The sequence below is a fragment of the Streptomyces sp. NPDC086787 genome (genome assembly GCF_044745865.1).
GTDB lineage: Bacteria > Actinomycetota > Actinomycetes > Streptomycetales > Streptomycetaceae > Streptomyces.
On record NZ_JBIVBC010000019.1, the window covers coordinates 41,948 to 66,146 of the forward strand.

The window sequence follows — 24,199 nt, forward strand, 5'->3', positions numbered from 1 at the left end:
AGCCGTCCAGTGCTTCCACCCAGCCCCGTGCCCCGTTGCCTCGGATGTCGGAAAGCGCGGGCGGCGGTGACGCATCCCGCGGCTCGCATGCGTCGTAGTCATGAACGTCGAGGCCATGGGGCTCCTCCGGATGTGGCGCTCGCTCCGGCGATGGGCGGCCAGCCTCACAGCCCAACCTCTGTATACCTTCTGAAACGGCTTGGCTGATCGCTCTCAGAAGATCGTTTTCATTTGTATCGACCGATATCTACCGATGGTTGCCTGCGGGGTCGGGGTGCGGGAAGAGGCGGCGGCCGTGGTTGGGTCTGCGAGTCCGATGGTCTCAGCTCCGATTCAGAGGAAAATCAGAGGCGCACCCCACCCCCGCCGTGGCCTGCGCCGGGGGATGCTGAAGGAACCATGAACGAGCCGCGTACGACACCGCTTCTGCAGCGCCCCGACGGAGACTCCGTACGGATACTCGTCGTCGACGACGAACCCGACGTCACCGATGTCCTGGCCGGGGTCGTCACCGGCGAGGGCTGGCAAGTGCGCACCGCGGGTGACGGTGCGACCGCGCTGGCGACGGCCCGTGCCTTCCGGCCCGACGCGGTGGTTCTGGACTGGATGCTGCCCGACCTGGACGGGCTCCAGGTCCTACGGGCCCTCAGGCGGGAGATGCCCGAGGTCTGCGTCCTGTTCCTGACCGCCCGCGATGCGGTCGAGGACCGCATCGCGGGGATCACCGCGGGTGGCGACGACTACGTCACCAAGCCCTACAGCCTCGAGGAAGTCCTGGCCCGGCTGCGCGGGCTGCTCCGGCGGGCCGGAATGACCGCCGGACCGGGCGTGAACCGGCTCACCGTCGGGGACCTCACGATGGACGAGGAAGCTCGGGAGGTCCGCCGCGGCGGGGCCACCGTCGAGCTGTCCCGCACCGAGTTCGAACTCCTTCGCTTCCTCATGCGCAACCCGCGCCGAGTCCTGTCCAAGGACCAGATCCTCGACCGGGTCTGGGCCTACGACTTCGGCGGACGCGCCCACATCGTCGAGCTCTACATCAGCTACCTGCGCAAGAAGATCGACGCCGGGCGCACTCCGATGATCCACACCGTGCGCGGAGTCGGCTACGTCCTCAAGCCGGAAGCCCCGTGAAACGCCCACCGCCCCGCACTCTGCACGGCCAGCTCACCGTCGGACTCGTCGCCCTGCTCGCCCTCGCCTGTCTCGCTGTCGGGATCACCACAGCCCTTGCTCTGCGAGGCTTCCTGATGGGGCGCCTGGACGAGCAGCTCTCCGCGTCCGGCGGCCGGTTCGCGGCCAGCCTGGAACACGAGGCCGAGCCAGACGCCGACAACCGCCCCGACACCCGGGGCCAGGCCGAGGCGACCTTCGGCGCCCGCCTCCTGGACGACACCGTCACCCACGCCGCCGTCGTCGACGACGCCACCGACCGCCCCCTCCGGCTCACCCCCGGGGACCGCCGCACGCTGGCGGGAATCCCCGTGGACGGAGATGGGCACAGCATCCGCCTCTCCGGCCTGGGGAAGTACCGCGTCACAGCTGTCCGAGGCGACGACCAGGACACCCTGGTCACGGGCCTGCCCCTGCACCCCGTGGAGGAGACCGTCCACCGCCTCGAAGCGGTCGAAGCAGTGCTGTTCGGTGCCGCCCTCGTGGCGACCGGCATCGCGGGAGCCGTGTGGGTTCGAATCTCCCTGCGCCCTCTCCAGAAGGTCACCGTCCATGCGGCGGAGGTCGCCGGGCTGCCGCTCGCCAGCGGCGAGGTCGCCATGCCCGGCCCCCTCTCCGACACCGACCCCCGCACCGAGGTGGGCCAGGTCGGCACCGCCCTCAACCACATGCTCGGCCACGTCGAAGACGCCCTGACCCGCCGGCAGGCCAGCGAGGAACGCCTGCGGCACTTCGCCGCCGACGCCAGCCACGAACTGCGCACCCCCGTCGCCAACATCCGCGGCCACGCCGAACTCGCCCTGCGCCACCAAGGCCCCGTCCCCGCCGAAGTCCGCCACGCCCTGGAACGCATCGACAGTGAGTCCCTGCGCATGACCCGCCTAGTCGATGACCTGTTGCTTCTCGCGCGCCTTGACGCCGGACGGCCTCTCGATCACGAACCGGTCGACCTGACCCTGCTGATCCTGAACGCGACGGACGACGCCCGCGCCGCCGCCCCCGGCCACCACTGGCTCCTCGACCTCCCCGAAGAACCGGTCACCGTCACCGGCGACGCCCATCGCCTCCAACAGGCGATCGGCAACCTCCTCGCCAATGCCCGAACCCACACACCGGCCGGCACCGACGTCACTGTCACTCTCACCGCCGAACAGACCACCGTCCTTGTCGACGTGAGCGACAACGGCCCCGGCATCCCCGACGAGCTCCAACCCGAAGTCTTCGGTCGCTTTGTCCGCGCCGACCACGCCCGCTCCCGCAGCACGGGAAGCACCGGGCTGGGCCTTGCCATCGTTCACGCAGTCATCACCGCCCACGGCGGAACCGCCACCGTCACCAGCCGCCCCGGACACACCAGCGTCCGCCTCGCACTCCCCGGCTGAGCTGTTCGCCCGGCCGGCACACCTGTCGGGCCGGCCCGGCCGGCAGCTACCACCACCTATGAAACGACTTCTGGGCCGGTCGGTGGCGGGTGCGGCCCGAACGGCCCCTTAACCGGCCCTCTGCCCTGCGGGAGGGTGGTGAGCAGGCCAGTCGTAACGGCCTCCGCTGGCGCATTCTGGAAGTGGGGGCTTTGCGCCCACCAAGAGTAGGTGATCGAGATGATGTGGTATGACGGCAGCTGGGGCTGGGGCGGCTGGTTCTTCATGGCCATCTTCATGGTGCTGTTCTGGGCGCTGGTGATTGCCGGGATCGTCGCGCTGGTCCGCCACCTCGCCAGCGGTCATCACGGCCACCGGTGCGGCCCGCCTCCCCCTTCCGGGGAGCCCGGGTGGGGAAGCGAGCGAGCGGAGGACCTGCTCGCCGAGAGGTTCGCTCGTGGGGAGATCGACGAAGACGAATACAAGCGGCGTCTGGCGCTGCTTCGGGAGCACCGGTGAGCGCGTGGCGCCCACGCGGAATCTGGCTGTTTGCTGGGGCAGCCGCCGCACTGGTGCTGGGTATCGCGACCACACTGTTGTTCGCCGCCACCGGTGCCTTCCGCAGCAGTGCGCCGACGGCCTGGCGAGGGCCAGGCGCGCAGTGCGGTGCACCTGCCCTGAAAGGCCACGTGGTGGATGTGACCGTGGGGGACGTGGGGCCGGGCATGATGGGCCGCCCCAACTGGCATACCCCGGCTACCGGCTGGCAGGGCATGGGCATGATGCGTATCAGCGCCGCACCGAGCACGGTCCCGGCCGGCGTGGTGTCGCTGCGGGTCACCAACGTGGGTACCCTCTCCCACGAGGTGGTCGTGCTGCCCCTGCCAACGGGTCAGGCCGCGGGTGGACGCCCCACCGGTTCTGACGGGAAGGTCACTGAGACGGGCAGCCTGGGTGAGGCGTCGCGCAGCTGCGGTGCGGGCGCCGGGAACGGCATCACGCCCGGCGCGTCGGCATGGACCACGATGACGCTGCAGCCAGGCCGGTATGAGCTGGTCTGCAACTTGCCCGGCCACTACACAGCCGGCATGTACACGGAGCTGGACGTCACACGGTGACCGCAGGAGGTGCTGTGACCGCTGCCTGTGCGGGGCGGGCTCAGCCGCACTCCGGTACCACGGCCACCGGGCAGGCGGCGTGGTGCAGCACCCCATGGGCGACGCGGCCGAGGTGGAACCCGAAGTGACCCTGGCGGCGCCGGGTCCCGACGACCAACAAGTCGGCTTCACGCGACACCGCCAGCAGGGCGTCACGGGCGAAGCCCTCGATCGTACGGCGGTACACCTCCAGGTCTGCCGGGGTGTCCCGCAGCGCCTCCTCCACCGTTTCCGCGGCTTGCCGCTCTTGCAGGTGGGCCGGTTCTCCGGTCAGCAGCGGATGCGGGCGGGGCTCGTGCAGCGGTCGCCGCCAAGCCCGCACAGCCTCCAGCGGTACCCCGTGCAGCAGGGCCTCCTCGACCGCGAACCGTACGCCGGCCGAGTGCGTCGGCTTCTCGCTCACCCCCAGGACGATGCGACCGCGTGCCCCCGAGCGGGCCTGGTTGTCATGACTTCCGCGCAGCACGATCACCGGGCAGTGCGCGTGGCCGGCCACCATGACGCTGACGGAGCCGAGAAGTGCCTCGGTCGCACCGCTGCGGCCCCGGCAGCCCAGGACCACGGCAAGGGCGCTGCGGCTCTCCCGGATCAGACCGTATCCGGCTTCCTCGGGCAGTACGTCGGTGGTGACCTTCACGCCTGGCTGCCGGTGACGGGCGCGCCACTCGGCGGTCTCGACGATGTCTTGGCTCATCACCTCCTCCGACGACGTGCCCAGGTCGTCGGACACGGACGCGCCCTCGTAACGCTCCCAGAGCGAGGCGTACACGAGATGAAGCGACGCCCCGCGCACGGCCGCTTCGTCGGCAGCCCAGTCGACGGCTCGTAGGCTCGGCTCGGAGCCGTCGACACCGACGACGATCGGGAGGTCCACAGGCTCGCCGAAGGCCCGTGCGGCTGGTTCCTTCATGGGGTCTCCTCCTTGGGCGGCGGCTCAGCCGTGCGCGACGACCGCGACGGGGGCGCTGATGTGGTGAAGGACCGAGTGCGTGACATGGCCGATGTGAGCGCCGAGGAATCCAGCGCGGATGCGCCGGCCGACGACCACCAGAGAAGCGTCACGGGAAGCGTTGACGAGGACAGCGGCGGCACTGCCGCAGCGGCTCGCGTTGATCACCTCGACGTCCGGGAACTTCTGCCGCCAGGGATGCAGCACCTTGCTCAGGAGAGTGGCCTGTCCGCGCTCGAGCGTCTCGTAGAGTTCGGCGTCACCGGGGAGGCGGTAGTACGTGGGCGGTTCGGGCCAGGCGTGGACGGCCCGTAGAGCGGCTTTCCGGCGGGCGGCCGAGTCGAAGGCGAATTCCAGCACTGTGTCGTCCGGATGATCGATGTCGAGGCCCAGTACGACTGGACGGAACGGCGCCGCGGCGGACGGCACGCCCGCTGGGTCCATCCTGTGCTCGTCAGCGGCCTGCTCCTGCGCCCGAACGAGCACCACGGGACGCTCGGCACGGGCCACGACACCCAGACTCACCGAGCCGACCATGAAACCGCCGAGCCCGCCGAGACCCCGCGAGCCCAGCACCAGCAGCTCCGCGAGGCCTGCCGCCTCGCACAGTACGTCGGCCACGGTCCCCGTCAGTTGCTCGGTGGTCACCTCAATGCCCGGGTGCCGAAGCCGGATGCCGACTGCGGACTCGTGCGACAACTGCTGAGCCCAGTGCTGGTAACCGGCAAGCTCCAGCAACGGGGTACGGGCCACGTATTTGGGCGTCGGCTCCTCGACATGCACGATCTTCAGGGGCAGGCCACGCAGCAGCGCTTCGCGAGCCGCCCACTCGGCTGCGGCCCGGCTCTCGGGCGAGTCGTCGAGGCCGACAGTGACGGTTCGGGACACGTTCTCCACCTCCCGGTGCGAGGGCTCTGCCATCAGCGTGGCGCCGCGGACGCCGACCGCATCAGGGGCCACAGGGCCCGTTCGGGGACCGACCGGCCCTCGGCAATGCGGTAGCCGAACGGGGCGTCCAGGGATCGGCGGGCCCCGGCCGGCTCCCCGGCACACCCTCGAAGCAGCCGGACACCCCCGTCGAGGTCCCTGTGGAGTCACCAGTACGGCACCCCGCGCATCCGGCCTCGGGGATCATTGGAGCAGCCGTTGGCGCCAAGCCCGGGGCGGAGGGGCCGGGCCGCCGGAGGAACTGCTGACGTCCGAGCACCGGTGGTTGACGACCGGACCCACCGGTCTACCTTGCCACCGAGGCCGGGGGTGGAAGGGCTGGCGGAGCCAGCTCGTGAGGTGCTGTCCCCGGACCAGCTACAGCCCCTGAAGCCACCTCAACCGCGGGCGAGCATCCGGCGCGCACCGTAGGCGGCGGCGCCGAGCGCGATCACCACCGCGCCCCACAGCACCGAGGTGGCTGGGAGGGAGAAGGCCAGGACGAGGCAGCCGGCCGTGCCGAGGACGGGCACGATGCGGGGCGGGCGGCCCTCGGCGGGGGTGAGAGTCCAGGCGGAGGCGTTGGCGACGGCGTAGTAGGCGAGCACGCCGAAGGAGGAGAAGCCGATCGCGCCGCGCACATCCGCGGTGGCCGCGAGCACGGCGACGACGGCGCCGACGGCGAGTTCGGCGCGGTGCGGGACCTGGAAACGCGGATGCACCGCGGCCATGGCGTGGGGTAGGTGGTGGTCGCGGGCCATCGCCAGGGTGGTGCGCGAAACGCCGAGGATCAGCGCGAGCAGCGAGCCGAGCGCCGCCACTGCCGCGCCGACGCGCACCACCGGGGCCAGGCCCGGCTCACCGGCCGCACGGACGGCGTCGGCCAGCGGCGCAGTGGTGCGGGCCAGGGGGTCGGAGCCGAGCACGGCCAGGGCGGCGAGTGCGACCACGGCGTAGACGACCAGGGTGATGCCGAGTGCCATCGAGATGGCCCGGGGGATGGTGCGGGCCGGGTCGCGGACCTCCTCGCCGAGGGTGGCGACGCGCGCGTATCCGGCGAAGGCGAAGAACAGCAGCCCGGCCGCCTGGAGCACACCGTGGAAGTCGGCGTCGGCACCGACGGCCCAGTGGCCGGTATCGGCGGCCGAGCTGATGAGGCAGGCGGTGACCACGGCGGCGAGCACCGCGAGGACCACGGCGACGATCGCGCGGGTCAGCCAGGCGGCTTTCTGCACGCCGACGTAGTTGACCGCGGTCAGCGCGACCACGGCGGCGACCGCTACGGCGTGGGCCTGGGCGGGCCAGACATAGGAGCCGACGGTCAGCGCCATCGCCGCACAGGAGGCGGTCTTGCCGACCACGAAGCCCCAGCCGGCCAGATAGCCCCAGAACTCGCCCAGGCGCTCGCGGCCGTAGACGTAGGTGCCGCCGGACTGCGGGTAGCGGGCCGCGAGCCGGGCCGAGGAGGTGGCGTTGCAGTACGCGACCACGGCCGCCAGGGCCAGCCCGAGGAGCAGCCCCGAACCGCCGGCGGATGCGGCCGGGGCGAGGGCGACGAAGATGCCCGCGCCGATCATCGACCCGAGCCCGATCACCACGGCGTCGAACAGGCCCAGGTGTCGCTTCAGTTCCCCGGGACCGGCAAGTGGAGCCGACGTGTTCATGCTCTGACCTCTCAATGACGAGCGTCGCCGGCTCGGCCGGACAGTGGTACTGAGGCTGCAGCGGCTGGGATGTACCTCGCTGCAGCGGATCGCAGGTCAGGAGACGACGGGACTGCGTCGCTCGATGAGTACGACGTCGCGCCAGAGCCCGCCGTGTCTGCCGAGGCGCTCGCGGGTGCCGACCACGCGGAAGCCCGCCTTGGCGTGGAGAGCGAGGCTGGCGGTGTTCTCCGGGAAGACGCCGGACTGCACCGTCCAGATCCCGGCGGCGTCGGTGGAGGCCAGCAGTGCCTCCAGCAGCGCCAGACCCACGCCCTTGCCCCGGGCGTCGGGGTGGACGTAGACGGAGTGCTCGACCACCCCGGCGTACGCGCACCGGTCGGAGACCGGTCCGACCGCGGCCCAGCCCACCACCCGGCCGCCGCCGTCGAGGGCGATCAGGCGGTGCTCGGTGAGCCGGGAGGCGTCGAAGGCCTCCCAGGTCGGCACGGCTCGCTCGAAGGTGGCGTCACCGCCGTCGATTCCGGCCTGGTAGATCGCCAGCACCTGGTCGGCGTGTTCCGGGAGCATCCCGGCGACGGTCGCCCCGCTCACGCGACCGGCTCGATGCCGAGCTCGGCGAGCAGGCGACGGATGCGCTGCTCGATCTGGTCGCGGATCGGGCGCACGGCCTCGACGCCCTGTCCGGCCGGGTCCTCCAGCTTCCAGTCCAGGTACCGCTTGCCGGGAAAATAGGGACAGGCGTCACCGCAGCCCATGGTGATCACCACGTCGGACGCCTGCACCGCCTCGACGGTCAGCACTTTCGGCACCTCGGCGGAGATGTCGATGCCGACCTCGGCGAGCGCCTCGACCACGGCCGGGTTCACGGTCTGGGCCGGGGCGGAGCCGGCCGAGCGGACCTCGACCCGGTCGCCGCCGAGGCGGGTGAGGAAGGCGGCGGCCATCTGGGAGCGGCCTGCGTTGTGCACGCAGACGAACAGCACGGACGGGGCGACGGCGGGAGTGCTCACGGGCTTCTTTCCTTCTGGCAGGAACGGGGCGGGACAGGGCTCAGCGGCTGACGGCGGCCGGGTGTTGCTCACCGTGCGGGACCACGACGTCCTCGGCATCGGCCGCGGCGGGGCGACCGAACAGCAGGGCGACCAGGGCGACGCCCACCACCAGGCCGACGAGCTGGGCGGCGACGAACGGCAGCACCGAGGCCGGGGCGATGCCGGCGTAGGTGTCCGTGAACGCACGGCCGCTCGTCACGGCCGGGTTGGCAAACGAAGTGCTGGAGGTGAACCAGTACGCGGCACCGATGTAGGAGGCGACCGCGACCGGGGCGAAGTGCGCCCGGCCGGCGCGGGCCAGGCCGAGGATCAGCAGCACCAGGCCGGCGGTGGCGACGACCTCGCCCAGCCATAGGTGCGGAGCCCAGCGGTCGTGGGTGGACCAGTGCACCAGCGGCTCGGCGAACATCGCGTCCGCCAGCACCGCCCCACCGATCGCACCGAGGATCTGTGCGGGCACGTACGCGGCGACCTCGCGCGGACTCGGCCCCTCTTTGCCGTGGCGGCCGGTCCACCACGCGGCCAAGGTGACCACGGGGTTGAAGTGGGCGCCGGAGACCGGGCCGAACAGGGTGATCAGCACGCCGAGACCGAAGACGGTGGCCAGCGAGTTGGCCAGCAGCTGCACGCCGACATCGCTGGAGAGCTTGGTGGCCTGGATGCCGGAGCCGACCACGACGGCGACCAGCGCACCGGTCCCGACGAATTCGGCCGCGGCCCGGCGCCCGAGCTGAGCTGTCTGCGTCAACTCACACCCCCGGACGCCGCAGGTGCCGCGCCGACCGGGGCCCGGAGCAGGGAGGACAGCTTGGCCAGCGCGGCGGGCAGCACCCAGTAGTAGACCCAGGTCCCGCGCCGTTCGGAGCCGACCAGCCCGGCCTCGCGCAGCACCTTCAGATGGTGGGAGATCGTCGGCTGGGACACGTCGAACGGGCCGGTCAGGTCGCAGACGCAGGCCTCGCCGCCCTCGTGCGAGGCGATCAGGGACAGCAGCCGCAGCCGCACAGGGTCCGACAGAGCCTTGAACATCTTCGCCAGGTCGGCGGCGGCTTGCTCGCCGAGCGGCTCGCGGACCATCGGCGAGCAGCACGACGCCGCATCGTCCGGGCCGAGCACCGGAAGTTCCAGATTCGACATACGCCTATGTTGACAGCCATCTATTCGGAGAGGCAAGCTCACTGTATCGACATGCGTCGATACAAGACTCCGAATCAAGGAGAGCCGCCATGTCCCGTGTTCAGCTCGCCCTGCGCGTCGCCGACCTCGAGGGCTCCATCGCCTTCTATGCGAGGCTGTTCGGCGCCGAGCCGGCCAAGCGCCGCCCCGGTTACGCGAACTTCGCCGTTGCCGAGCCCCCGCTGAAGCTCGTCCTGATCGAGGGCGAGGCGGGCGAGGCCACCCGCCTGGACCACCTCGGCGTCGAGGTCGAGACCACCGAGCAGGTCGCCGCCGCCACCGCCCGGCTGAAGGAAGCGGGCCTGGCCACCTTCGAGGAGAAGGACACCTCCTGCTGCTACGCGCTGCAGGACAAGGTGTGGGTGACCGGCCCGGGCAAGGAGCCCTGGGAGGTCTACGTCGCCAAGGCCGACGCCAACACCCTCGGCAAGAGCGCCGAGGGCGCTCCGGATGCCCGCCGCGGCACCACAGCAGCCTGCTGCACGCCGGACGCGGAAGGCCTCGACACGACCCAGCGCCCGGCCGTGGCGAAGGCCGCCGCCGACTGCGCGTGCGGCAGCTGAGTGCCGACGTCGACGGTGCAGGTGGACGTGCACGACGTGTCGTGAGGCCCACCGGGCGAGGCCGCGACACTGCCCTCGCCCCGGTGGCCGCACGGCTGGTGTGAGCCGTCGAAGAAGTGGTGAACCTGAGGTTCTACCTGGCGCACGACAGCGGGGCGCAGTAGCCCCCGAAGGACACAGCGGGTACCTGGACGGCTCCCTGGACCGCACCTGGGAGGAGGTGCTGCTGACCCTGCCGCGCAGCCAGCTCGGTATGGTCCCGGACGCCCCTCGGCCACGGCCACTGACCGGTCCCCGTGCAAGCGGAGGGTCGGCAGGGCCGCCACGGGGACCAATGGCCCCTGGCAGGCCGACAGTGCCCAAGGCTTCCATGGAATCGGTGGCGACATCCCTCCGTGCCACCGCAGGGAGGAGGCGAGGACGATGTCCGTTCCCGAACGGTTGAGGAAGAGCGACCGGGCCATGGCGACCACCGGCCCCGACGCGACAGGTACCTCGGCGCGCGCCCGCGTCGGCGACGAGATCGTCGTACGGGGGGCCACGACCGGAGCCATCGCACGAGACGGCGAGATCGTCGGCCTCCACCACCCGGACGGCGGCCCGCCCTACGACGTGCGCTGGGCCGACAGCGGGAGGGTGACCCTGTACTTCCCGGGTCCCGACGCCTGCATCCGCCATCTGGTGACCGGAGGCGACCATGACCCGGCCCGTTGATCGCAGGCCGATCGTGGTGGGTCTCGATCCTGAACCCGGCCATCGGATGGCGCTGGCCTGGGCGGCCGACGAGGCCGCCCGACGGCGGTTGCCGTTGCGCCTGCTCCATGTCGAGGGCGTCCCCACCAGGGGCTACCGCGGACGGGAGGTCCCACCGTCGTGGGAGCAGTGGAACGAGGCGCTGCACAAAGCCGGCCGGCAGGTGCTGGAGGAGGCCGCCGACTTCGTCGCGGCTCGGCACCCACAGGCCGAGGTGGACGTGCTGCTCGCGGAGGGCGACCCGGTGTGGGTGCTGCGCGAGCAGAGTCGCGACGCCGCCGCCGTCGTACTGGGATCGCGGCACCTGGGCCGCCGGGAGGCGGCGTTCGGGTCGCACTCGGTAGCCCTGCCGGTCATGGCCCATACACACTGTCCCCTGGTGGTCATCCCCGAGCCGGAACACATCACCCAGGAGCCGGCGTACTTCGTCGTCGGCGTCGACGGCAGCGAACACTCGGCCACCGCGGTCGACTGGGCGTTCGAGGAGGCAGCCCTGCGCGGCGCCGAACTACGGGCCCTGCTCGTCTGGGAGCCCGGACCGATCAGGATCTTCGACGAGTACGAGCCGCAGCAGGAGTGCCGGCGCCTGCTCTCCGAGATCGTGGCGGGCAGCCACGCCCGCTTCCCCGAGGTCGACCTGCGTCACGAGGTGGTCCTCGGTCATCCCGTCAAAGTTCTCACCGATGCCTCGGCGCATGCGCTGGGTCTCGTGGTGGGGACCCGGGGCCGTGGAGGATTCGCCGGCCTGTTGCTGGGCTCGGTCAGCCAAGGCGTGTTGCACCACGCCGCCTGCCCTGTCATCGCCGTCCCGACACCGGGCTGAAACCGAGGTCCGGCACGAAGGGAAGCCACCATGACCGCTGAACCTCTCGGTTTGAACGACGTCACCGCCCTCGTGACGGACGCCATCGCAGCGCCCTCGCTGCACAATGCGCAGCCCTGGACCTTCCGCTATCTGCGGGACATCGGTGTTCTGCGCCTGTACGCGGACCTGGAACGCGCTCTGCCGCGTACCGACCCGGAGCATCGAGGCCTGCACATCGGTTGCGGCGCCGCGCTGCTGAATCTGCGCGTGGCCGCCGCGGCAGCGGGACTGGCGCCACTCGTCCGCCTGTTGCCCGACCCGGCCCGTCCGGACTTCCTCGCCGAAGTGCATCTGTGCGGCACCGGGCCACCCGACGGGGCACTCGCCCAGCTGGGCTCTGCTGTCCGGCGCCGCCATTCCAGCCGGCTGCCCTTCCGCGACGAGGCGATCCCCGCCGCCGTGAGGCGGAGGCTCTGCGACGCGGCCGGCGCCGAAGGCGCACAGCTGCTGTTCCCTGGCGCCTGGCACGTGCAGACCATCCTGGACTTGGTTCGGGACGCCGAGGGCAGGGAGGCCGTGGACCCGGAAGTACGCGGGGAAACGGCGCAGTGGACGCGCACGGAGCCGTCGGCTGCCGCCGCGGCGGCCGACGGCATCCCCGGCGAGGCGTTCGGTCCTCGGCAACGCGGTGCCTCGGCGCCCGTGCGCGACTTCACCGTCGGCCGTTCGATGACCGGGCGCGGCTGGGCCCCCTTCGAGAAGCATCCGAACATCGCCCTGCTGGGCACAGGCCATGACGAGCCAGTGGACTGGTTGTGCGCCGGTCAGGCGCTGGAGCGGGTGTTGCTCCGGGCCACCGCGGACGGGCTCGCCGCCTCGGTCACTTCCCAGCCTTTGGAATGGCCGGAGATTCGGTGGACGGCCCGCGACCCGTTCTCATCCATGGCACACGTCCAGATGGTGATCCGGCTGGGCTACGGCCCCGAAGGCCCGGCGAGTCCACGGCGGCCGGTGGCCGATGTACTCGACGTCCTCTGACGCGGACCCATAGGGCAGTGAGGAGGGGACACGTGAAGGTCTCCGAGGTGATGACCGCTCCCCCGGTGTGCGTCGCACCGGACGCGTCCCTGGCCGAGGTGACCCGCCGGATGGCCGAATGCGCCGTCGGTTCGGTCCTCGTGGTCCAGGACGGGACGCTGCTCGGCATCGTCACCGACCGCGACCTCGCCGTACGTGGCATGGGCGGCGGCCTGGATCTGGAGGCCAGGGTGGACGCGGTCATGTCGCCAGGTGTCGTCCAGGTGGAAGCGACGGATGACCTGGAGGTGGCCTATCGGACGTTTCGCCGTACGGGGGTCCGCAGACTTCCGGTTCTCGACGCGTGCCGGGTGGTGGGCGTGCTGACGATCGACGACCTGTTCCTCGACGTCTTGCGGCGACTGGCCGACCTGATGGGACCGGTCGCCTGGAGCGTCTTGCAGGAGCCGCCCGGCCCTTCGCAGACCGGAGCCCCGCATGAGCCTTGAACCGGCTCGGCAGGCGACGGCCACTCTCCGCGAGGGCGGACCACCGACCGGCGTCACGACGACGCCACCACCGGATCGGCGAAACACCTTGGCCTCGTCCGTTCCCGCGGTGCCGACTTCCGACGTCCTTGCCGTCCTGGGAAGTTCTCCGCGCGGTCTCACGTCGGCCGAGGCAGCCACACGTCGGGACCGTTACGGCCTCAACGAGCTGCCCGGCGTAGGCCGAGGCCAGGTCTGGCGGAGGCTGGTCGCGCAGTTCACCGACCTCTTCGCGGTGGTCCTGCTCGTCTCCTCGGCGATCACGTTTCTCGCGTACTGGCTGGGGCAACCCCGGGATCCGGCCACCCTCCAACTGGCCCTGGCGATCACCGGCGTGGTGCTGTTGAACGCGGGCATCGGTTTCGCGCAGGAATATTCCGCCGAACGCTCGGCCGAGTCCCTGCAGGCGATGGTGCCGCACACCTGTCGCGTGCTGCGCGACGGCGAGCGGCGCGAGCTGTCCGCGAGGGAACTGGTGCCGGGCGATGTGGTGATCCTTGAGGCCGGGGACGCGGTGCCTGCAGACTGCCGGCTGGTCGAGGTGCAGGAAGCCGCCGTCAACAACGCAGCGCTCACCGGCGAGAGCGATCCGGTCGCGCGGGTTGCGGCACCAGTACCCGCCGCTTCGCTGCTGCAGGCTCGCAACTGCGTGTTCATGGGCACCGACCTGGTCTCGGGCACCGCGAAGGCCGTCGTGTTCGCTACGGGTACGGCCACCGAGTTCGGACGGATCTTCCGGCTCACCGCCGCTGCCCCGAGGCAGCAGACCCCCCTGCAACGGCAGGTCGCCGTCATGGCTCGCCGGGTCGCAGGCGTGGCGCTCGCGACCGGCGCCGTTCTCTTCGCTGTGCGTCTGCCCAGCGGGCAGCCGTTCGTCTACACGTTCGTCTTCTCACTCGGCGTGATGGTCGCTCTGGTGCCGGAGGGTTTGCCGGCCACGCTTTCCGTCTCGCTGGCGATCGGTGTACGCCGTATGGCTCGCCGACACGCGCTCGTCAAGCAACTGCTGGCCGTGGAGGCGCTGGGTTCGACGAGCGTGATCTGCACCGACAAGACGGGGACCCTCACACAGGCAGAGATGACCGTGGTCCAGGTGTGGGCGGACGGTGCGTCGCACGCCGTGTCCGGGGTGGGGTACGCGCCGGTCGGCGAGATCACCGACGCGGGTCCCGTACGGGAGCTGCTTCGAGCGGCTGCTCTGTGCAGCAACGCCCGACTGGTGCCACCGACCGGACGGGACTCCTGGCGCGTGCTGGGAGACCCCACCGAGGGGGCCCTGCTGGTGGCCGCCCGCAAAGCCGGCCTGGATCCGGCGCAGGAAGAGGCCGGTTCACCCCGGGTGGCGGAGCATCCCTTCGACCCCGGGCGCAAGCTCATGAGTACCGTGCACCGCGGCGACGACGGAAGCTTCTTCGCCTACGTCAAAGGTGCGCCGGTCGAACTGCTCGCCCGCTGCGATGCCATCGACCGCAGCGGCACGAGGACACCGATGTCAGATGCGGCCCGCACCCAAGTCGCGGCTGCGGCGGACGGCATGGCCGCACAGGGCCTGCGCGTACTGGCGGTCGCCCGGCGGCGGCTGGCCGGTCCCCGGCCGTCGCTCGTGGACGTCGAGTCGGAGCTGACGCTGCTGGGGCTCGCGGGGATGTACGACCCGCCCCGGCCGGAGGTGCGGGACGCGGTGAACGCGTGCCGACGGGCCGGGATCCGCATCGTCATGGTCACCGGAGACCATCCCCTCACCGCGGAGGCCGTCGCCCGCCGCGTCGGCATCGTGCGCGAGCCGGCCCCGGCCGTGGCGACGGGCACCCAGCTGGACACGCTGGACGACAACGGCCTGGACGCATTGCTGGCGGACTCCAGTGAACTGCTGCTGTGCCGCGTCAGTCCAGAGCACAAGATGCGAGTGGTCACCGCGTTGCAGCGGCGCGGTGAGGTCGTGGCCGTCACCGGCGACGGGGCCAACGACGCCCCCGCCCTCAAGCATGCCGACATAGGCGTCGCCATGGGCGCGTCCGGCACCGACGTCGCCCGCGAGGCCGCAGTGATGGTGCTGCTCGACGACTCCTTCGCCTCCATCAGCACCGCGGTAGGGCTGGGCCGCTCGGTCTACCGCAACATCCGCAAGTTCCTGATCTACCTCTTCAGCCACAACATCGCCGAACTCGTACCGATCCTCGCGGCCACCTTCGCCGGATTCCCACTGGTGCCGATCACAGCCGTACAGATCCTCGCCATCGACCTCGGCTCCGACGTGCTACCCGCCCTCGCGCTCGGCGCGGAACCGATGGAACCCGACGTCATGAACAGCCCGCCGAGGCCCCGCCACGAACGACTCTTCTCGACGTCTGTCATGGGCCGCATCCTCTTCCTCGGCGGTATCCAGTCCCTCGGCGTATGCGCCGTCTTCTTCTGGCACATTCACGCCTCCGGCATCCCCTACGCGGACTTCACCAAGAACGATCCCGTCTACCGGGAGGCGATCACCATCGTCCAGGCCGGCATCGTCGTCAGCCAGTTCTTCAACGCCCTCGCCGTGCGCACCGACCGGCAGAGCGTCTTCCGAGCCGGCCTGCTGACCAATCCCTGGCTGCTGGCCGCAGGCTGCTTCGGAATCGGGCTGATGGTCGCCATCAGCTATGCGCCACCGCTCCAGGCGCTCTTCCACACCGCGCCACTGGCTCCCGCCGACTGGGCGGTTCTGGCCGCGTTCGGAGCGCTGCTGCTGGCTGCCGAGGAACTCAGGAAATGGGCGCTACGGCGCCGGAGGACACCCCTGAAGGGGGGAAGATGAATGAGAGTGATCATCGCGGGTTGCGGCCGGGTCGGAGCCACGCTGGCCACGCAGCTCGTCGCCGAGGGCCACGACGTTCGGCTCGTCGACCGGCAGCCGAAAGCGCAGAAGAAGCTGTCGCCGGGCTTCCCCGGCACCTTCCACGTCGGCAACGGCTTCAGCCGCTCCGTGCTGGAGGCCGCCGGAGTCACCCGCGCGGACGCCTTCGTCGCGGTCACGTCCGCGGACAGCAGCAACATCGTCAGCGCGCGGACCGCGAAGGAGACGTACCGGGTCCCCATCGTCCTCGCCCACATCCACGATCCACGCCGCGCCGACATCTACCGGGAACTGGGAATTCCGACGATCTCCAGCGTCCGCTGGGCTGTCAACCGCATCCACCAGATGCTGCTGCACCGTCACCTCACCTCCGAACTCGCCTTCGGCAACGGCGAGACACTACTCGTCCGCTCCCAGCTGCCCTCCTATCTCACCGGACGGCAGGTCACCGAGTTCGACGTCGACGGCGACATCCGCGTCGTGGAGATCACCCGCGCCGGACGCTCTCTGCTCCCCGCCCACGGAGTCCTGGCCGAGCCCGGCGACCTGGTCACCTTCAGCGTCGCCGCCACGGCTCTGGGCCGACTGAGCGGCTTTCTCGACAAGGAGCTGGGAACGTGAGGGTCCTGATCGCGGGTGCGGGCCGCCTCGGCACCCAGATCGCCCAGGTGCTGTCCGTCGCCCGCAATGAGGTCACCCTCGTCGAGTACGACGACGACCGCGTGGCCGAACTCGGCGAACTGCCACACGTACGCGTCGTGGCCGGGGACGCCTGCGAACCGGCGCTCCTTGAGCACGCGGGAGCCCTCGCCTGTGACCTCGTCATCGCCGCCACCGGCAGTGACGAGGACAACCTCGTCATCAGTCTGCTCTGCAAGGGGCAGTTCGCAGTTGGGCGGGTGGCCGCCCGCGTCAACGAGGAGGAGAACGCCTGGCTCTTCGATCAGCGGTGGGGCGTTGACGTGGCCGTGCCAGCGGCCACTCCACTGATCTCCCTCATCGAGGAGGCCACCGGTGCCACGGACACGGTGGCACTGCTGCGTCTGAGCAAGGCGGGCGTCGAGGTCATCGAGACCGCGATCACCGAGGAGTCCCGGGCAGCGGGGCACAGGCTGGGTGAGATCGAGCTGCCCGCCGGCACCGTGGTCGCCACCGTCGTGCGCGACGGCCTGCCCACGGTCCCGGCCCCCGAGGTGCGGCTCCTCCCCGGCGACGAGCTCCTGCTCGTGTCGCACGAGGCGACCGAACAGGAGATTCACGCGGCATTCCAGTGAGCTGGTCCCGCCCAGCACCGGGCCACAGCAACGGCACGGGTCACTGCTCCTGGGAACGCACGATCACGACCGGGCAGCTCGCATGCTGCGACACATGCTGACTGACGGAGCCGAGAAGGGCACGCGTGAACCCGCTCCTGCCCCGGCTGCCCACCACCAGGACCTCGGCTCCTTCAGCGGCGCGCAGCAGGACGTCAGCGGCATTGCCGTGGACCACATGGGTCCGCACCGAGCCCGCAGTCTCCGCGCCGAGCACGTCGGTCAGTTCCTGCGTCATCTTCTGCTGGGTCTCCTCCTCGTCGACGTCCATGTCCACGGCGGGCCCCGACCAGCCGTACAGGCCCGGCAGTTCCCACACCGCAATCGCTTCCACAGTGCCGCCCACCAGACCGGCGTAACGCACGGCCCAGCACAGAGCCTCGTACGAGGACCGCGACCCGTCGACGCCCACCACCACTCGTGGCTCCGAGACATCCGTGCCCATGCGTCCCGCCTCTCCTTCGGTGTCCACGCCCACCGGGCCGTTCCGCCCATGTTCCCCACGCTGCGGGACCCGTGGCGACACCGCCACCGATGGACATCCGGCGGCATGACGCGGGCGGCGGGGGCGACGGTGCTGTCAGCGCCCCGTAGCGTGTGACCCAGCGGGGCTCCACGCGTTCCTCTCCCGGTCCCACCGGGCCGATTCGCCCGTCGCCCTCAGCGAGGAAGGCCGGCGGTGCGCCATGCGTCCGACCGTCGCTCCGTCCGCCTGGGTGCTCGCGACGCGGCGGACGAGCGCATGCTGTTGCCGACGTCCTCTGAACGCGCTCACTGCCGTGCGGGCACGACGGCGACAGGGCACTTCGCGTGGTGGAGCAGGGTATGACTCACGCAACCGAGCTGGAATCCGAAGGGCCCCGTTCTGCGCCGAGCTCCGACGATCACGAGATCAGCAGCAGCCGATCGGTCCACGAGGATTTTGCCCGCCGGTCCCTCAAGAGCCGCCGGGCGCGTCCGGACATGCGGATGCTCGGCGCTCGCCGCCCCGAGAAGAGCATCCATCACAGCGGAGGCACGCTCCTCGTACGTGTCCGCCGGGCCGCCGGGCTCCAACCGGTCGCCGCTCCTGTCGAAGGCGGGCCTGCGCCAGGCCCGCACGACGTCCAGGACGCACCCGCGCACCTCGGCCTCGCGGAAGGCGAAACGCACGGCCTCCGCGCTCGTGTCGGTTTCGCCCAGGCCGAGCAGAATCCGCTCGTGCACACCCTCCAGGCCCACGCGATCGCCCCCCACCACGACCGACGGGCAGCGTGCTCGTGCGGACATGCCGAGGCCAACCGACCCGAGCAGCAGACCCTTGAGCGCACCACGGCCGCGCGAACCCGTCACCAGAGCGAACGCCTCGTCACCAGCGCGTACGAGAGCTTCCACGGCGTCCTCCCGGACGATGTCGGTGGTGACCCTCACATCCGGGTTGCGCCGTTCGGCGCGGTCGGCCGCGGAGGCAACGATGTGCTGAGCCAGCACTTGCCCGGCGGGCCGCTCGCAGCCCACCACCGGGAGGCCGGCCTCATAACGCTCCCAGAGGGAGGCGTACAGCAGCCTGAGCGGGACGCCATGACGGGCGGCTTCGTCCACGGCCCAGTCGACCGCCGGCAGGCACGAGTCCGATCCGTCCACGCCCACCACCAGAGGAAGGGTCATCGTCCCCACCACCTTTCGTGGAGCCGCCCAAGTCGCGCGGTGTTGCGGATGAACCCCACCGTCGCACCCCGTGACGGTGGTCGCGAGGGCGCATCGACCCATGCAGGAGGACCATCGGCCCCTTACTGCTCGTGATCCAGCCCGTGTGCCTGCCGCACAGAAGCGGCGACCCGGTCGACCAATTCGGGGAGCGCCGACCGCACCGCTTCACTCAGGGGCGCGCCGAGTTCGACGTCCGCGACCTCGATGGCGTGCACCACGAGCCTCGGCGGCAGCTGCCCGAGTACCTTCGCCAGGGCTAGGCACTCTCCGAGGCCGAGCGCATGGGTGCTCGCCGTAGCCGCTGACCGGGAAGTCGCGTCCGCCGCCGTGAGGGTGTGCAGCTCCCCCGGCCGGCCCGGCTGTCCGCGGAGGGCTTCCACCACGACCACCGTGTCCGCGCCGCGCCACAGATCGAGCATGCGTGCGGGTTCGCCGTCGCTGACCGTCAGGACGGTTCCGTCCGGGGCACGGCCTCGCAACGCCTCCACCGTGGCCGGACCGACGCCGTCGTCACCACGCAGGGGGTTACCCACGCCGATCACCACGACCCGACCGCTCATGTGCGCTCCACGGTCGCGTCGAGGAAATGGGCGGCGCAGGAGATACAGGGGTCGTGGTTACGGATGACCCGTTCGCACAGACGGACGAGCTCCTCGTCGTCGGCGGTGGGCCCGGCTGTCTCAAGGCGTGCCTGGACGGCCTTGCGCACGTCCTCCTCGATGGCCGTCTGGTTCTGGGCCGTGGGCGGGATGATGCGGACCTCGGTGAGAGTGCCGTCCTCGGTGAGGCCGTAGCGGTGGTACAGCAGGCCCCGGGGCGCCTCGGTGGCCCCGGTGCCGACAGCCCGGCGCGGCGGGACCTCGACGGCCGGGCGGGGAGGTCGCTCGTATCCGCCGATGATCCGCAGGGCCTCCTCGATCGCCTGCACCACTTCCACGGCGCGTACGACGATGCTGCGGTATGGGTTGTCGCAGATGGCGCCGGTGGACGGGTCACCCAGGCCGGCGTCCCGCGCCGCCTCTGCGGCCACCGGGTGAAGCCAACGGTTGTTGACCGCATAGCGGGCCAGCGGCCCGGTCAGGTAGCGGCGGCCGTCGAGTGTGGCCGTGCGAGCAGTGGAGTGCGGCGCCTGCCCCTCCTGGACGTGCTGCTCGAATTCGACCAGGGGGAACTCGCGCAGCGCCGGGCCTTGGCCTTGGCCTTGGCCTTGGCCTTGGCCTTGGGTAATCATCACCGCCGGTGTTCCGGAGTCGATCGCGTAACGGCCGGGATCACACAGGGCGAGCAGGTCGTGGTCGCAGACCGCGTCGGGAAAGTCGAACGCCGCCACCCAGCGGACGGTCTCCAGCGCGTCTTCCCGGGCCTGCCGCAGCCGTTCCGCCAACGGACGCAGTTCCTCGCGATCGGGGGTCCGGTAGAAGCCGCCGACCCGGACATTGACCGGGTGGATGGGGCGGCCGCCGAGCTGTTCGAGGATCGCGTTGCCGGTCTGCTTGATCCTCAGGCCGCGCTCGACGGCGGCTCGCTGGTCGCGGGCGAGCTCCACGACGTCTGCGCGCCCGAGGAAGTCCGGGGCGTGCAACAGGTAGATGTGCAGGGTGTGGCTCTCGATCCACTCCCCGCAATAGAGCAGGCGGCGCAGTTCCGCGAGGGAGCCGTCCACCGTGACACCACAGGCGTTCTCGATCGCTCGGCAGGCGCTCATCTGGTAGGCGACCGGGCAGATGCCACAGATGCGCGCGGTGATGTCGGGCGGCTCCGTGTAGCCGCGGCCGCTGAGGAAGGCCTCGAAGAAGCGTGGCGGTTCGTAGATGCGCAGCCACGTCTCGGCGACGGTGTCACCCTCGACGCGTAGGTGGAGGGCGGCCTCGCCTTCCACCCTGGCCAGCGCGTCCAGCCGCAGGACGCGGGTTCCGCGATGGTTCATGCGCGCCTTTCCGGGGCGGGCGTCCGTCAGACCGGAAGGCTCCGCTGTGCCTCAGCCCGCGAGATGGGTTACGGGGGCATAGTCCGGTGACGCGGCGTTGAAAGTGCGGAAGACACGCTGGATGTCCCGCTCGCTGAGCCCGTCGTGGCGCAACTGCGCGATCATGGAGCGAAGGTTGGGCTTGCTCGACGGTCCGAAACAGCCGTAGCAGCCGCGGCCGTAGGCAGGGCAGACGGCGCCGCACCCGGCGTGCGTGACCGGACCCAGACAGGGGGTGCCGTGGGCAACGGTGATGCAGGTGGTGCCGCGCCTCTTGCATTCGAAGCAGACGCTGTGGTTCGAGATCTGGGGTTTACGACCCGCCAGGTGGGCGTCGATGACTTCGAGGAGCTGGCGGCGGTCGATGGGGCACCCTCGCAGTTCGAAGTCGACCGGCACGTGCGCCGAGATCGGCGTCGACGTCTCCAGGGTGGCGATGTACTCCGGCTGGGCGTAGACGGCGGCGAGGAAGTCGTCGACATCGGCGAAGTTGCGTAGTGCCTGGATGCCGCCCGCGGTGGCGCAGGCTCCGATGGTCACCAGGTACCGGGAGATGCTGCGGACGTGCTGGATCCGCTCGGCGTCCGCGGCGGTGGTGATCGACCCCTCGACCAGGGACAGGTCGTACGGCCCCCGCCCCTCCAGCCGCGCACGCTCCTGGTCGACGCCCTCGGCCGGGGTCATCTCCACGAAGTGGTCGATCCGAACACGCTCGGTGAGGCCGAGGAGTTCGTCCTCGCAGTCCAGGAGGGTCAGCTGACAGCCGTCGCAGGAGGCGAACTTCCACACGGCGAGCGTCGGCCGTGTGCGTATGGTCGGGCCAAGTTCGATGACCATGTCACAGCTCCCTCACGAGAAGCAGATCCGCCACTCGGTCATAGCCGACCACCGGCCCGTCGCGGCACAGCAGGAGCGGGCCGAGCTGGCAGTGGCCGCAATGGCCGGTGGCGCAGCGCATGTTGCGTTCCAAGGACACCTGGACGCGGTGCGGGGCCAGCCCGCGGGTCACGAGGTCGCGTGCGGTGTGCCGCATCATGACCTCGGGTCCGCAAACCAGTGCGCAGGTCCGTTCGGGGTGCAGGTCGAGGCGGTCGAGGAGGGTGGTGACCACGCCCACCGCGCCACGCCAGCTCGGTCCGGGGCGGTCGACGGTCACCTCCACCCGGGCCGGACCGCGCCAGTTCTCGATCTCGTCCTGGAAGACAAGGTCGACAGGGGTGCGAGCACCGACCAGGAGGGCGAGCCGACCGTACTCCGCCGGCCGGGCCAGGACCGTGTGCACGACCGGCCGCAGCGGAGCCAGCCCGATGCCGCCGGCGACCACCAGAACGTCGTGTCCGGCCGCCGCTTCCAGGTCCCAGCCGGTGCCGTACGGCCCGCTGAGCCCGACGCTGTCACCCGGGCGCAGCCGGTACAGCGCGGTCGAGACCGCGCCCACCGCGCGCACGGTGTGGACAAGACCTCCGTGGCGGCCGCGTAGGGCACTGACCGAGATGGGCACCTCACCGACTCCGAACGCGTAGATCATCGCGAACTGCCCCGGTGCGAAGGGTGAGAGTCCTTCCCCGGCCTGTACCAGCTCGATCGACCGGGTGTCGGATGTCTCGGCCCAGGTATCGGCGACGCGATAGGGCAGCGGGGACGGCACGGTGGTCATCCCCCCTTCGGCTCCGCTGCCGTCCAGTCGTGCAGGGCAGCGGCTTCCTCTGTGATGTCGATACCGACCGGACACCACACGATGCAGCGCCCGCAGCCCACGCAACCCGACGAGCCGAACTGGTCGTACCAGGTGCCGAGTTTGTGCGTCATCCACTGCCGGTAGCGGCTGCGCGAGGAGGCGCGGACCGGCCCGCCGTGCAGTTGGGAGAAGTCCAGGTCGAAGCAGGAGTCCCACAAGCGCCACCGCTCCGCGTGGTCACCGGTGAGGTCCGTGACGTCCTCGGTAGTGGTGCAGAAGCAGGTCGGGCAAACCATGGTGCAGTTGCCGCAGGTCAGACAACGCCCGGCGACATCGTCCCAGCGGGGCGCGTCGAGCGTCCCGGCCATCAGCTCCCGCAGGTCGGCTTCCGGCATGGTCCGTCCCATGCGCTCCGCGGCAGCCGTGACGCCTGCGTGGGCCCTCTCCCGGATTTCCGGGCCGGCCGGACGAGCGGGCACCTCGGCCAGGATCTCCGCGCCTTCCGGGCTGCCGCTGCGGACCCAGAAGCGGTGCCCGTCCCCGTCGACCACCTCGGTCATCGCCAGGTCGTAGCCGGGACCGGCAGCGGGCCCGGTGCCCATGGAGACGCAGAAGCACGTGGCGCCGGGCTCTGAGCACTCGACCACGATCAGCAGGGCCCCGGAGCGACGCCCCTCGTAGGTGGCATCGCGGTACGCGCCGCCGGTCAGTACCCGGTCCTGGATGGCGATGGCCCGCAGATCGCACGGGCGCACACCCAGGAAGGCGTACCGCGGAGACGCGGTCTGGTCGGCAGCGAGGACCAGCTCCCCCTGCACCCGGTCGGCACTCCACTCCCGCACCCGCGACGGATGCAGGAAGGACTTCCACGACTGGGGGCCCGCGGCGTTCGCGAAGGCCGCGCCGTCCGACCGCTCCCGCAGCCGATACCGCCCGGCCTCCAGCTCCACGCCCCATCCGTACGGCAGCTCGTCGGCCGACGGCAGCTCCGCCAGTACGATCGCACCGTCCCGCACCGTGGGTCCGACCACGGTGAACCCTCGCCGGACCAGCACGTCCACGAGCGTTCCCATGCCGTCCTTGTCTATGACAAGCCCGTCGGACGCGGGCGGCCGAGAAGTGTTCACATCGCCGTCGGCGCTCATGACCGACCTCCTTCGGCACAGCGGACGGCACATCGAGCCCCACCGTCCCCACAGACCCACGATGGCAGCATTTCCGGCACGGCGCCGCGCCGACAGAGCCACGTGTGCACCTACGTGGGGTCCATCGGTCCCGTTGCCCCCGGCGAACCGGCGACTGCGCACCTCGGACGGCTGTCACAGGTGCCTGCCGGCTGCAGCCGCGGCCGGGGCGGCTCGATGCACCTTTCGACGCCGACCGCCGCTTCTACGGCGGCAACGCCATCTTCGGCGGCGGCCTCCGCGGCCGGCCTGGCCCTCGCCGACCGCATGACCGGCCGCACTCGTGTCACCTGCTGCTTCTTCGGTGACGGCGCCTTCGCCGAGGGCGAGTTCCACGAGACTGGCACACTCGCCGCCCTGTGGGGCCGCACCTGCTGTTGGTCTGCGA

Annotated in this window: 26 protein-coding genes and 1 pseudogene; 13 read left to right on the plus strand and 14 right to left on the minus strand. The window is 70.9% G+C overall.

Going from position 1 to position 24,199, the window contains the following annotated elements:
* Positions 1–399: 399 nt before the first annotated feature.
* The 4 genes from ACIPK3_RS30310 to ACIPK3_RS30325 all read left to right on the plus strand — a co-directional run bounded on the left by ACIPK3_RS30310 (position 400) and on the right by ACIPK3_RS30325 (position 3,652).
* Positions 400–1,134, plus strand: a complete 735-nt coding sequence (locus ACIPK3_RS30310) for a response regulator transcription factor (protein ID WP_402574818.1) — start codon at positions 400–402, stop codon at positions 1,132–1,134.
* Entirely contained in the window at positions 1,131–2,555 is a 1,425-nt protein-coding gene (locus tag ACIPK3_RS30315) for a sensor histidine kinase (protein WP_402574820.1), read from the plus strand. Before ACIPK3_RS30310 ends, ACIPK3_RS30315 begins: the two co-directional genes overlap by 4 nt.
* A 219-nt stretch (positions 2,556–2,774) precedes the next feature.
* Entirely contained in the window at positions 2,775–3,053 is a 279-nt protein-coding gene (locus tag ACIPK3_RS30320; protein ID WP_402574913.1) for an SHOCT domain-containing protein, read from the plus strand.
* Positions 3,050–3,652, plus strand: a complete 603-nt coding sequence (locus ACIPK3_RS30325) for a sulfocyanin-like copper-binding protein (RefSeq protein WP_402574822.1) — start codon at positions 3,050–3,052, stop codon at positions 3,650–3,652. The genes ACIPK3_RS30320 and ACIPK3_RS30325 overlap by 4 nt, the downstream gene beginning before the upstream one ends.
* A 40-nt stretch (positions 3,653–3,692) precedes the next feature.
* Here ACIPK3_RS30325 and ACIPK3_RS30330 read toward each other — a convergent pair whose 3' ends face one another.
* The 7 genes from ACIPK3_RS30330 to ACIPK3_RS30360 all read right to left on the minus strand — a co-directional run bounded on the left by ACIPK3_RS30330 (position 3,693) and on the right by ACIPK3_RS30360 (position 9,423).
* Positions 3,693–4,601, minus strand: a complete 909-nt coding sequence (locus ACIPK3_RS30330) for a universal stress protein (RefSeq protein WP_402574824.1) — start codon at positions 4,599–4,601, stop codon at positions 3,693–3,695.
* Positions 4,602–4,625: 24 nt separating this feature from the next.
* Positions 4,626–5,528 carry a universal stress protein gene (locus ACIPK3_RS30335; protein WP_402574826.1) on the minus strand — a complete coding sequence of 301 codons (903 nt, stop codon included), beginning with the start codon at positions 5,526–5,528 and terminating at the stop codon, positions 4,626–4,628.
* A gap of 437 nt (positions 5,529–5,965) precedes the next feature.
* A complete protein-coding gene (locus ACIPK3_RS30340) occupies positions 5,966–7,231 on the minus strand; it encodes an APC family permease (RefSeq protein ID WP_402574828.1) in 1,266 nt (421 codons plus the stop codon).
* Positions 7,232–7,327: 96 nt separating this feature from the next.
* Positions 7,328–7,801 (minus strand): GNAT family N-acetyltransferase, encoded by a 474-nt coding sequence (locus ACIPK3_RS30345; protein ID WP_402574915.1) that lies wholly within the window; start codon positions 7,799–7,801, stop codon positions 7,328–7,330.
* Between the two features lie 20 nt (positions 7,802–7,821).
* Positions 7,822–8,244 carry an arsenate reductase ArsC gene (locus ACIPK3_RS30350; RefSeq protein ID WP_402574830.1) on the minus strand — a complete coding sequence of 141 codons (423 nt, stop codon included), beginning with the start codon at positions 8,242–8,244 and terminating at the stop codon, positions 7,822–7,824.
* 40 nt (positions 8,245–8,284) lie between these two features.
* Complete coding sequence (locus ACIPK3_RS30355; RefSeq protein ID WP_402574832.1) at positions 8,285–9,034, minus strand: aquaporin; 750 nt, start codon at positions 9,032–9,034, stop codon at positions 8,285–8,287.
* Entirely contained in the window at positions 9,031–9,423 is a 393-nt protein-coding gene (locus ACIPK3_RS30360) for an ArsR/SmtB family transcription factor (protein ID WP_402574834.1), read from the minus strand. Before ACIPK3_RS30360 ends, ACIPK3_RS30355 begins: the two co-directional genes overlap by 4 nt.
* 89 nt (positions 9,424–9,512) lie before the next feature.
* Between ACIPK3_RS30360 and ACIPK3_RS30365 the strand changes: the two genes are divergently transcribed.
* The 8 genes from ACIPK3_RS30365 to ACIPK3_RS30400 all read left to right on the plus strand — a co-directional run bounded on the left by ACIPK3_RS30365 (position 9,513) and on the right by ACIPK3_RS30400 (position 17,255).
* Entirely contained in the window at positions 9,513–10,025 is a 513-nt protein-coding gene (locus tag ACIPK3_RS30365) for an ArsI/CadI family heavy metal resistance metalloenzyme (RefSeq protein ID WP_402574836.1), read from the plus strand.
* Between the two features lie 423 nt (positions 10,026–10,448).
* Positions 10,449–10,739, plus strand: a complete 291-nt coding sequence (locus tag ACIPK3_RS30370; protein WP_402574838.1) for a DUF1918 domain-containing protein — start codon at positions 10,449–10,451, stop codon at positions 10,737–10,739.
* Positions 10,723–11,601 carry a universal stress protein gene (locus tag ACIPK3_RS30375; protein WP_402574840.1) on the plus strand — a complete coding sequence of 293 codons (879 nt, stop codon included), beginning with the start codon at positions 10,723–10,725 and terminating at the stop codon, positions 11,599–11,601. Before ACIPK3_RS30370 ends, ACIPK3_RS30375 begins: the two co-directional genes overlap by 17 nt.
* Positions 11,602–11,631: 30 nt before the next feature.
* Positions 11,632–12,621 (plus strand): Acg family FMN-binding oxidoreductase, encoded by a 990-nt coding sequence (locus ACIPK3_RS30380; protein WP_402574842.1) that lies wholly within the window; start codon positions 11,632–11,634, stop codon positions 12,619–12,621.
* A gap of 32 nt (positions 12,622–12,653) precedes the next feature.
* Entirely contained in the window at positions 12,654–13,109 is a 456-nt protein-coding gene (locus tag ACIPK3_RS30385) for a CBS domain-containing protein (RefSeq protein WP_402574844.1), read from the plus strand.
* A 109-nt stretch (positions 13,110–13,218) separates the two neighbouring features.
* Entirely contained in the window at positions 13,219–15,942 is a 2,724-nt protein-coding gene (locus tag ACIPK3_RS30390; RefSeq protein ID WP_402574846.1) for a cation-translocating P-type ATPase, read from the plus strand.
* Complete coding sequence (locus ACIPK3_RS30395; RefSeq protein WP_402574848.1) at positions 15,943–16,602, plus strand: potassium channel family protein; 660 nt, start codon at positions 15,943–15,945, stop codon at positions 16,600–16,602.
* The gene (locus tag ACIPK3_RS30400; protein WP_402574850.1) at positions 16,599–17,255 is read left to right on the plus strand and encodes a potassium channel family protein; all 657 of its coding nucleotides are present in this window, start codon (positions 16,599–16,601) and stop codon (positions 17,253–17,255) included. Before ACIPK3_RS30395 ends, ACIPK3_RS30400 begins: the two co-directional genes overlap by 4 nt.
* A gap of 40 nt (positions 17,256–17,295) precedes the next feature.
* Here ACIPK3_RS30400 and ACIPK3_RS30405 read toward each other — a convergent pair whose 3' ends face one another.
* The 7 genes from ACIPK3_RS30405 to ACIPK3_RS30435 all read right to left on the minus strand — a co-directional run bounded on the left by ACIPK3_RS30405 (position 17,296) and on the right by ACIPK3_RS30435 (position 23,772).
* Positions 17,296–17,739 (minus strand): universal stress protein, encoded by a 444-nt coding sequence (locus tag ACIPK3_RS30405; protein WP_402574851.1) that lies wholly within the window; start codon positions 17,737–17,739, stop codon positions 17,296–17,298.
* A gap of 326 nt (positions 17,740–18,065) precedes the next feature.
* Entirely contained in the window at positions 18,066–18,941 is an 876-nt protein-coding gene (locus tag ACIPK3_RS30410; protein WP_402574853.1) for a universal stress protein, read from the minus strand.
* Positions 18,942–19,063: 122 nt separating this feature from the next.
* Complete coding sequence (locus ACIPK3_RS30415) at positions 19,064–19,543, minus strand: hydrogenase maturation protease (protein WP_402574855.1); 480 nt, start codon at positions 19,541–19,543, stop codon at positions 19,064–19,066.
* Positions 19,540–20,910, minus strand: a complete 1,371-nt coding sequence (locus ACIPK3_RS30420; RefSeq protein ID WP_402574856.1) for a Ni/Fe hydrogenase subunit alpha — start codon at positions 20,908–20,910, stop codon at positions 19,540–19,542. The genes ACIPK3_RS30415 and ACIPK3_RS30420 overlap by 4 nt, the downstream gene beginning before the upstream one ends.
* Positions 20,911–20,961: 51 nt before the next feature.
* A complete protein-coding gene (locus tag ACIPK3_RS30425) occupies positions 20,962–21,786 on the minus strand; it encodes an oxidoreductase (RefSeq protein ID WP_402574858.1) in 825 nt (274 codons plus the stop codon).
* A 1-nt stretch (position 21,787) separates the two neighbouring features.
* A complete protein-coding gene (locus ACIPK3_RS30430; RefSeq protein WP_402574860.1) occupies positions 21,788–22,606 on the minus strand; it encodes an FAD/NAD(P)-binding protein in 819 nt (272 codons plus the stop codon).
* Entirely contained in the window at positions 22,603–23,772 is a 1,170-nt protein-coding gene (locus ACIPK3_RS30435; RefSeq protein WP_402574862.1) for a 4Fe-4S dicluster domain-containing protein, read from the minus strand. The genes ACIPK3_RS30430 and ACIPK3_RS30435 overlap by 4 nt, the downstream gene beginning before the upstream one ends.
* 216 nt (positions 23,773–23,988) lie before the next feature.
* On the opposite strand from ACIPK3_RS30435, the pseudogene ACIPK3_RS30440 reads away from it, so the two are divergent.
* Positions 23,989–24,123 (plus strand): annotated as a pseudogene (locus ACIPK3_RS30440) (hypothetical protein); the annotation flags it as partial.
* Positions 24,124–24,199 lie beyond the last annotated feature (76 nt).

Bases quoted from the DNA above. Each gene is read 5' to 3' on its own strand.
- ACIPK3_RS30310 (WP_402574818.1), top strand. From the start codon at position 400: ATGAACGAGCCGCGTACGACACCGCTTCTGCAGCGCCCCGACGGAGAC.
- ACIPK3_RS30320 (WP_402574913.1), top strand. From the start codon at position 2,775: ATGATGTGGTATGACGGCAGCTGGGGCTGGGGCGGCTGGTTCTTCATG.
- ACIPK3_RS30330 (WP_402574824.1), bottom strand. From the start codon at position 4,601: ATGAAGGAACCAGCCGCACGGGCCTTCGGCGAGCCTGTGGACCTCCCG.
- ACIPK3_RS30340 (WP_402574828.1), bottom strand. From the start codon at position 7,231: ATGAACACGTCGGCTCCACTTGCCGGTCCCGGGGAACTGAAGCGACAC.
- ACIPK3_RS30345 (WP_402574915.1), bottom strand. From the start codon at position 7,801: ATGCTCCCGGAACACGCCGACCAGGTGCTGGCGATCTACCAGGCCGGA.
- ACIPK3_RS30360 (WP_402574834.1), bottom strand. From the start codon at position 9,423: ATGTCGAATCTGGAACTTCCGGTGCTCGGCCCGGACGATGCGGCGTCG.
- ACIPK3_RS30365 (WP_402574836.1), top strand. From the start codon at position 9,513: ATGTCCCGTGTTCAGCTCGCCCTGCGCGTCGCCGACCTCGAGGGCTCC.
- ACIPK3_RS30370 (WP_402574838.1), top strand. From the start codon at position 10,449: ATGTCCGTTCCCGAACGGTTGAGGAAGAGCGACCGGGCCATGGCGACC.
- ACIPK3_RS30375 (WP_402574840.1), top strand. From the start codon at position 10,723: ATGACCCGGCCCGTTGATCGCAGGCCGATCGTGGTGGGTCTCGATCCT.
- ACIPK3_RS30380 (WP_402574842.1), top strand. From the start codon at position 11,632: ATGACCGCTGAACCTCTCGGTTTGAACGACGTCACCGCCCTCGTGACG.
- ACIPK3_RS30395 (WP_402574848.1), top strand. From the start codon at position 15,943: ATGAGAGTGATCATCGCGGGTTGCGGCCGGGTCGGAGCCACGCTGGCC.
- ACIPK3_RS30405 (WP_402574851.1), bottom strand. From the start codon at position 17,739: ATGGGCACGGATGTCTCGGAGCCACGAGTGGTGGTGGGCGTCGACGGG.
- ACIPK3_RS30410 (WP_402574853.1), bottom strand. From the start codon at position 18,941: ATGACCCTTCCTCTGGTGGTGGGCGTGGACGGATCGGACTCGTGCCTG.
- ACIPK3_RS30415 (WP_402574855.1), bottom strand. From the start codon at position 19,543: ATGAGCGGTCGGGTCGTGGTGATCGGCGTGGGTAACCCCCTGCGTGGT.
- ACIPK3_RS30420 (WP_402574856.1), bottom strand. From the start codon at position 20,910: ATGAACCATCGCGGAACCCGCGTCCTGCGGCTGGACGCGCTGGCCAGG.
- ACIPK3_RS30425 (WP_402574858.1), bottom strand. From the start codon at position 21,786: ATGGTCATCGAACTTGGCCCGACCATACGCACACGGCCGACGCTCGCC.
- ACIPK3_RS30430 (WP_402574860.1), bottom strand. From the start codon at position 22,606: ATGACCACCGTGCCGTCCCCGCTGCCCTATCGCGTCGCCGATACCTGG.
- ACIPK3_RS30435 (WP_402574862.1), bottom strand. From the start codon at position 23,772: ATGAGCGCCGACGGCGATGTGAACACTTCTCGGCCGCCCGCGTCCGAC.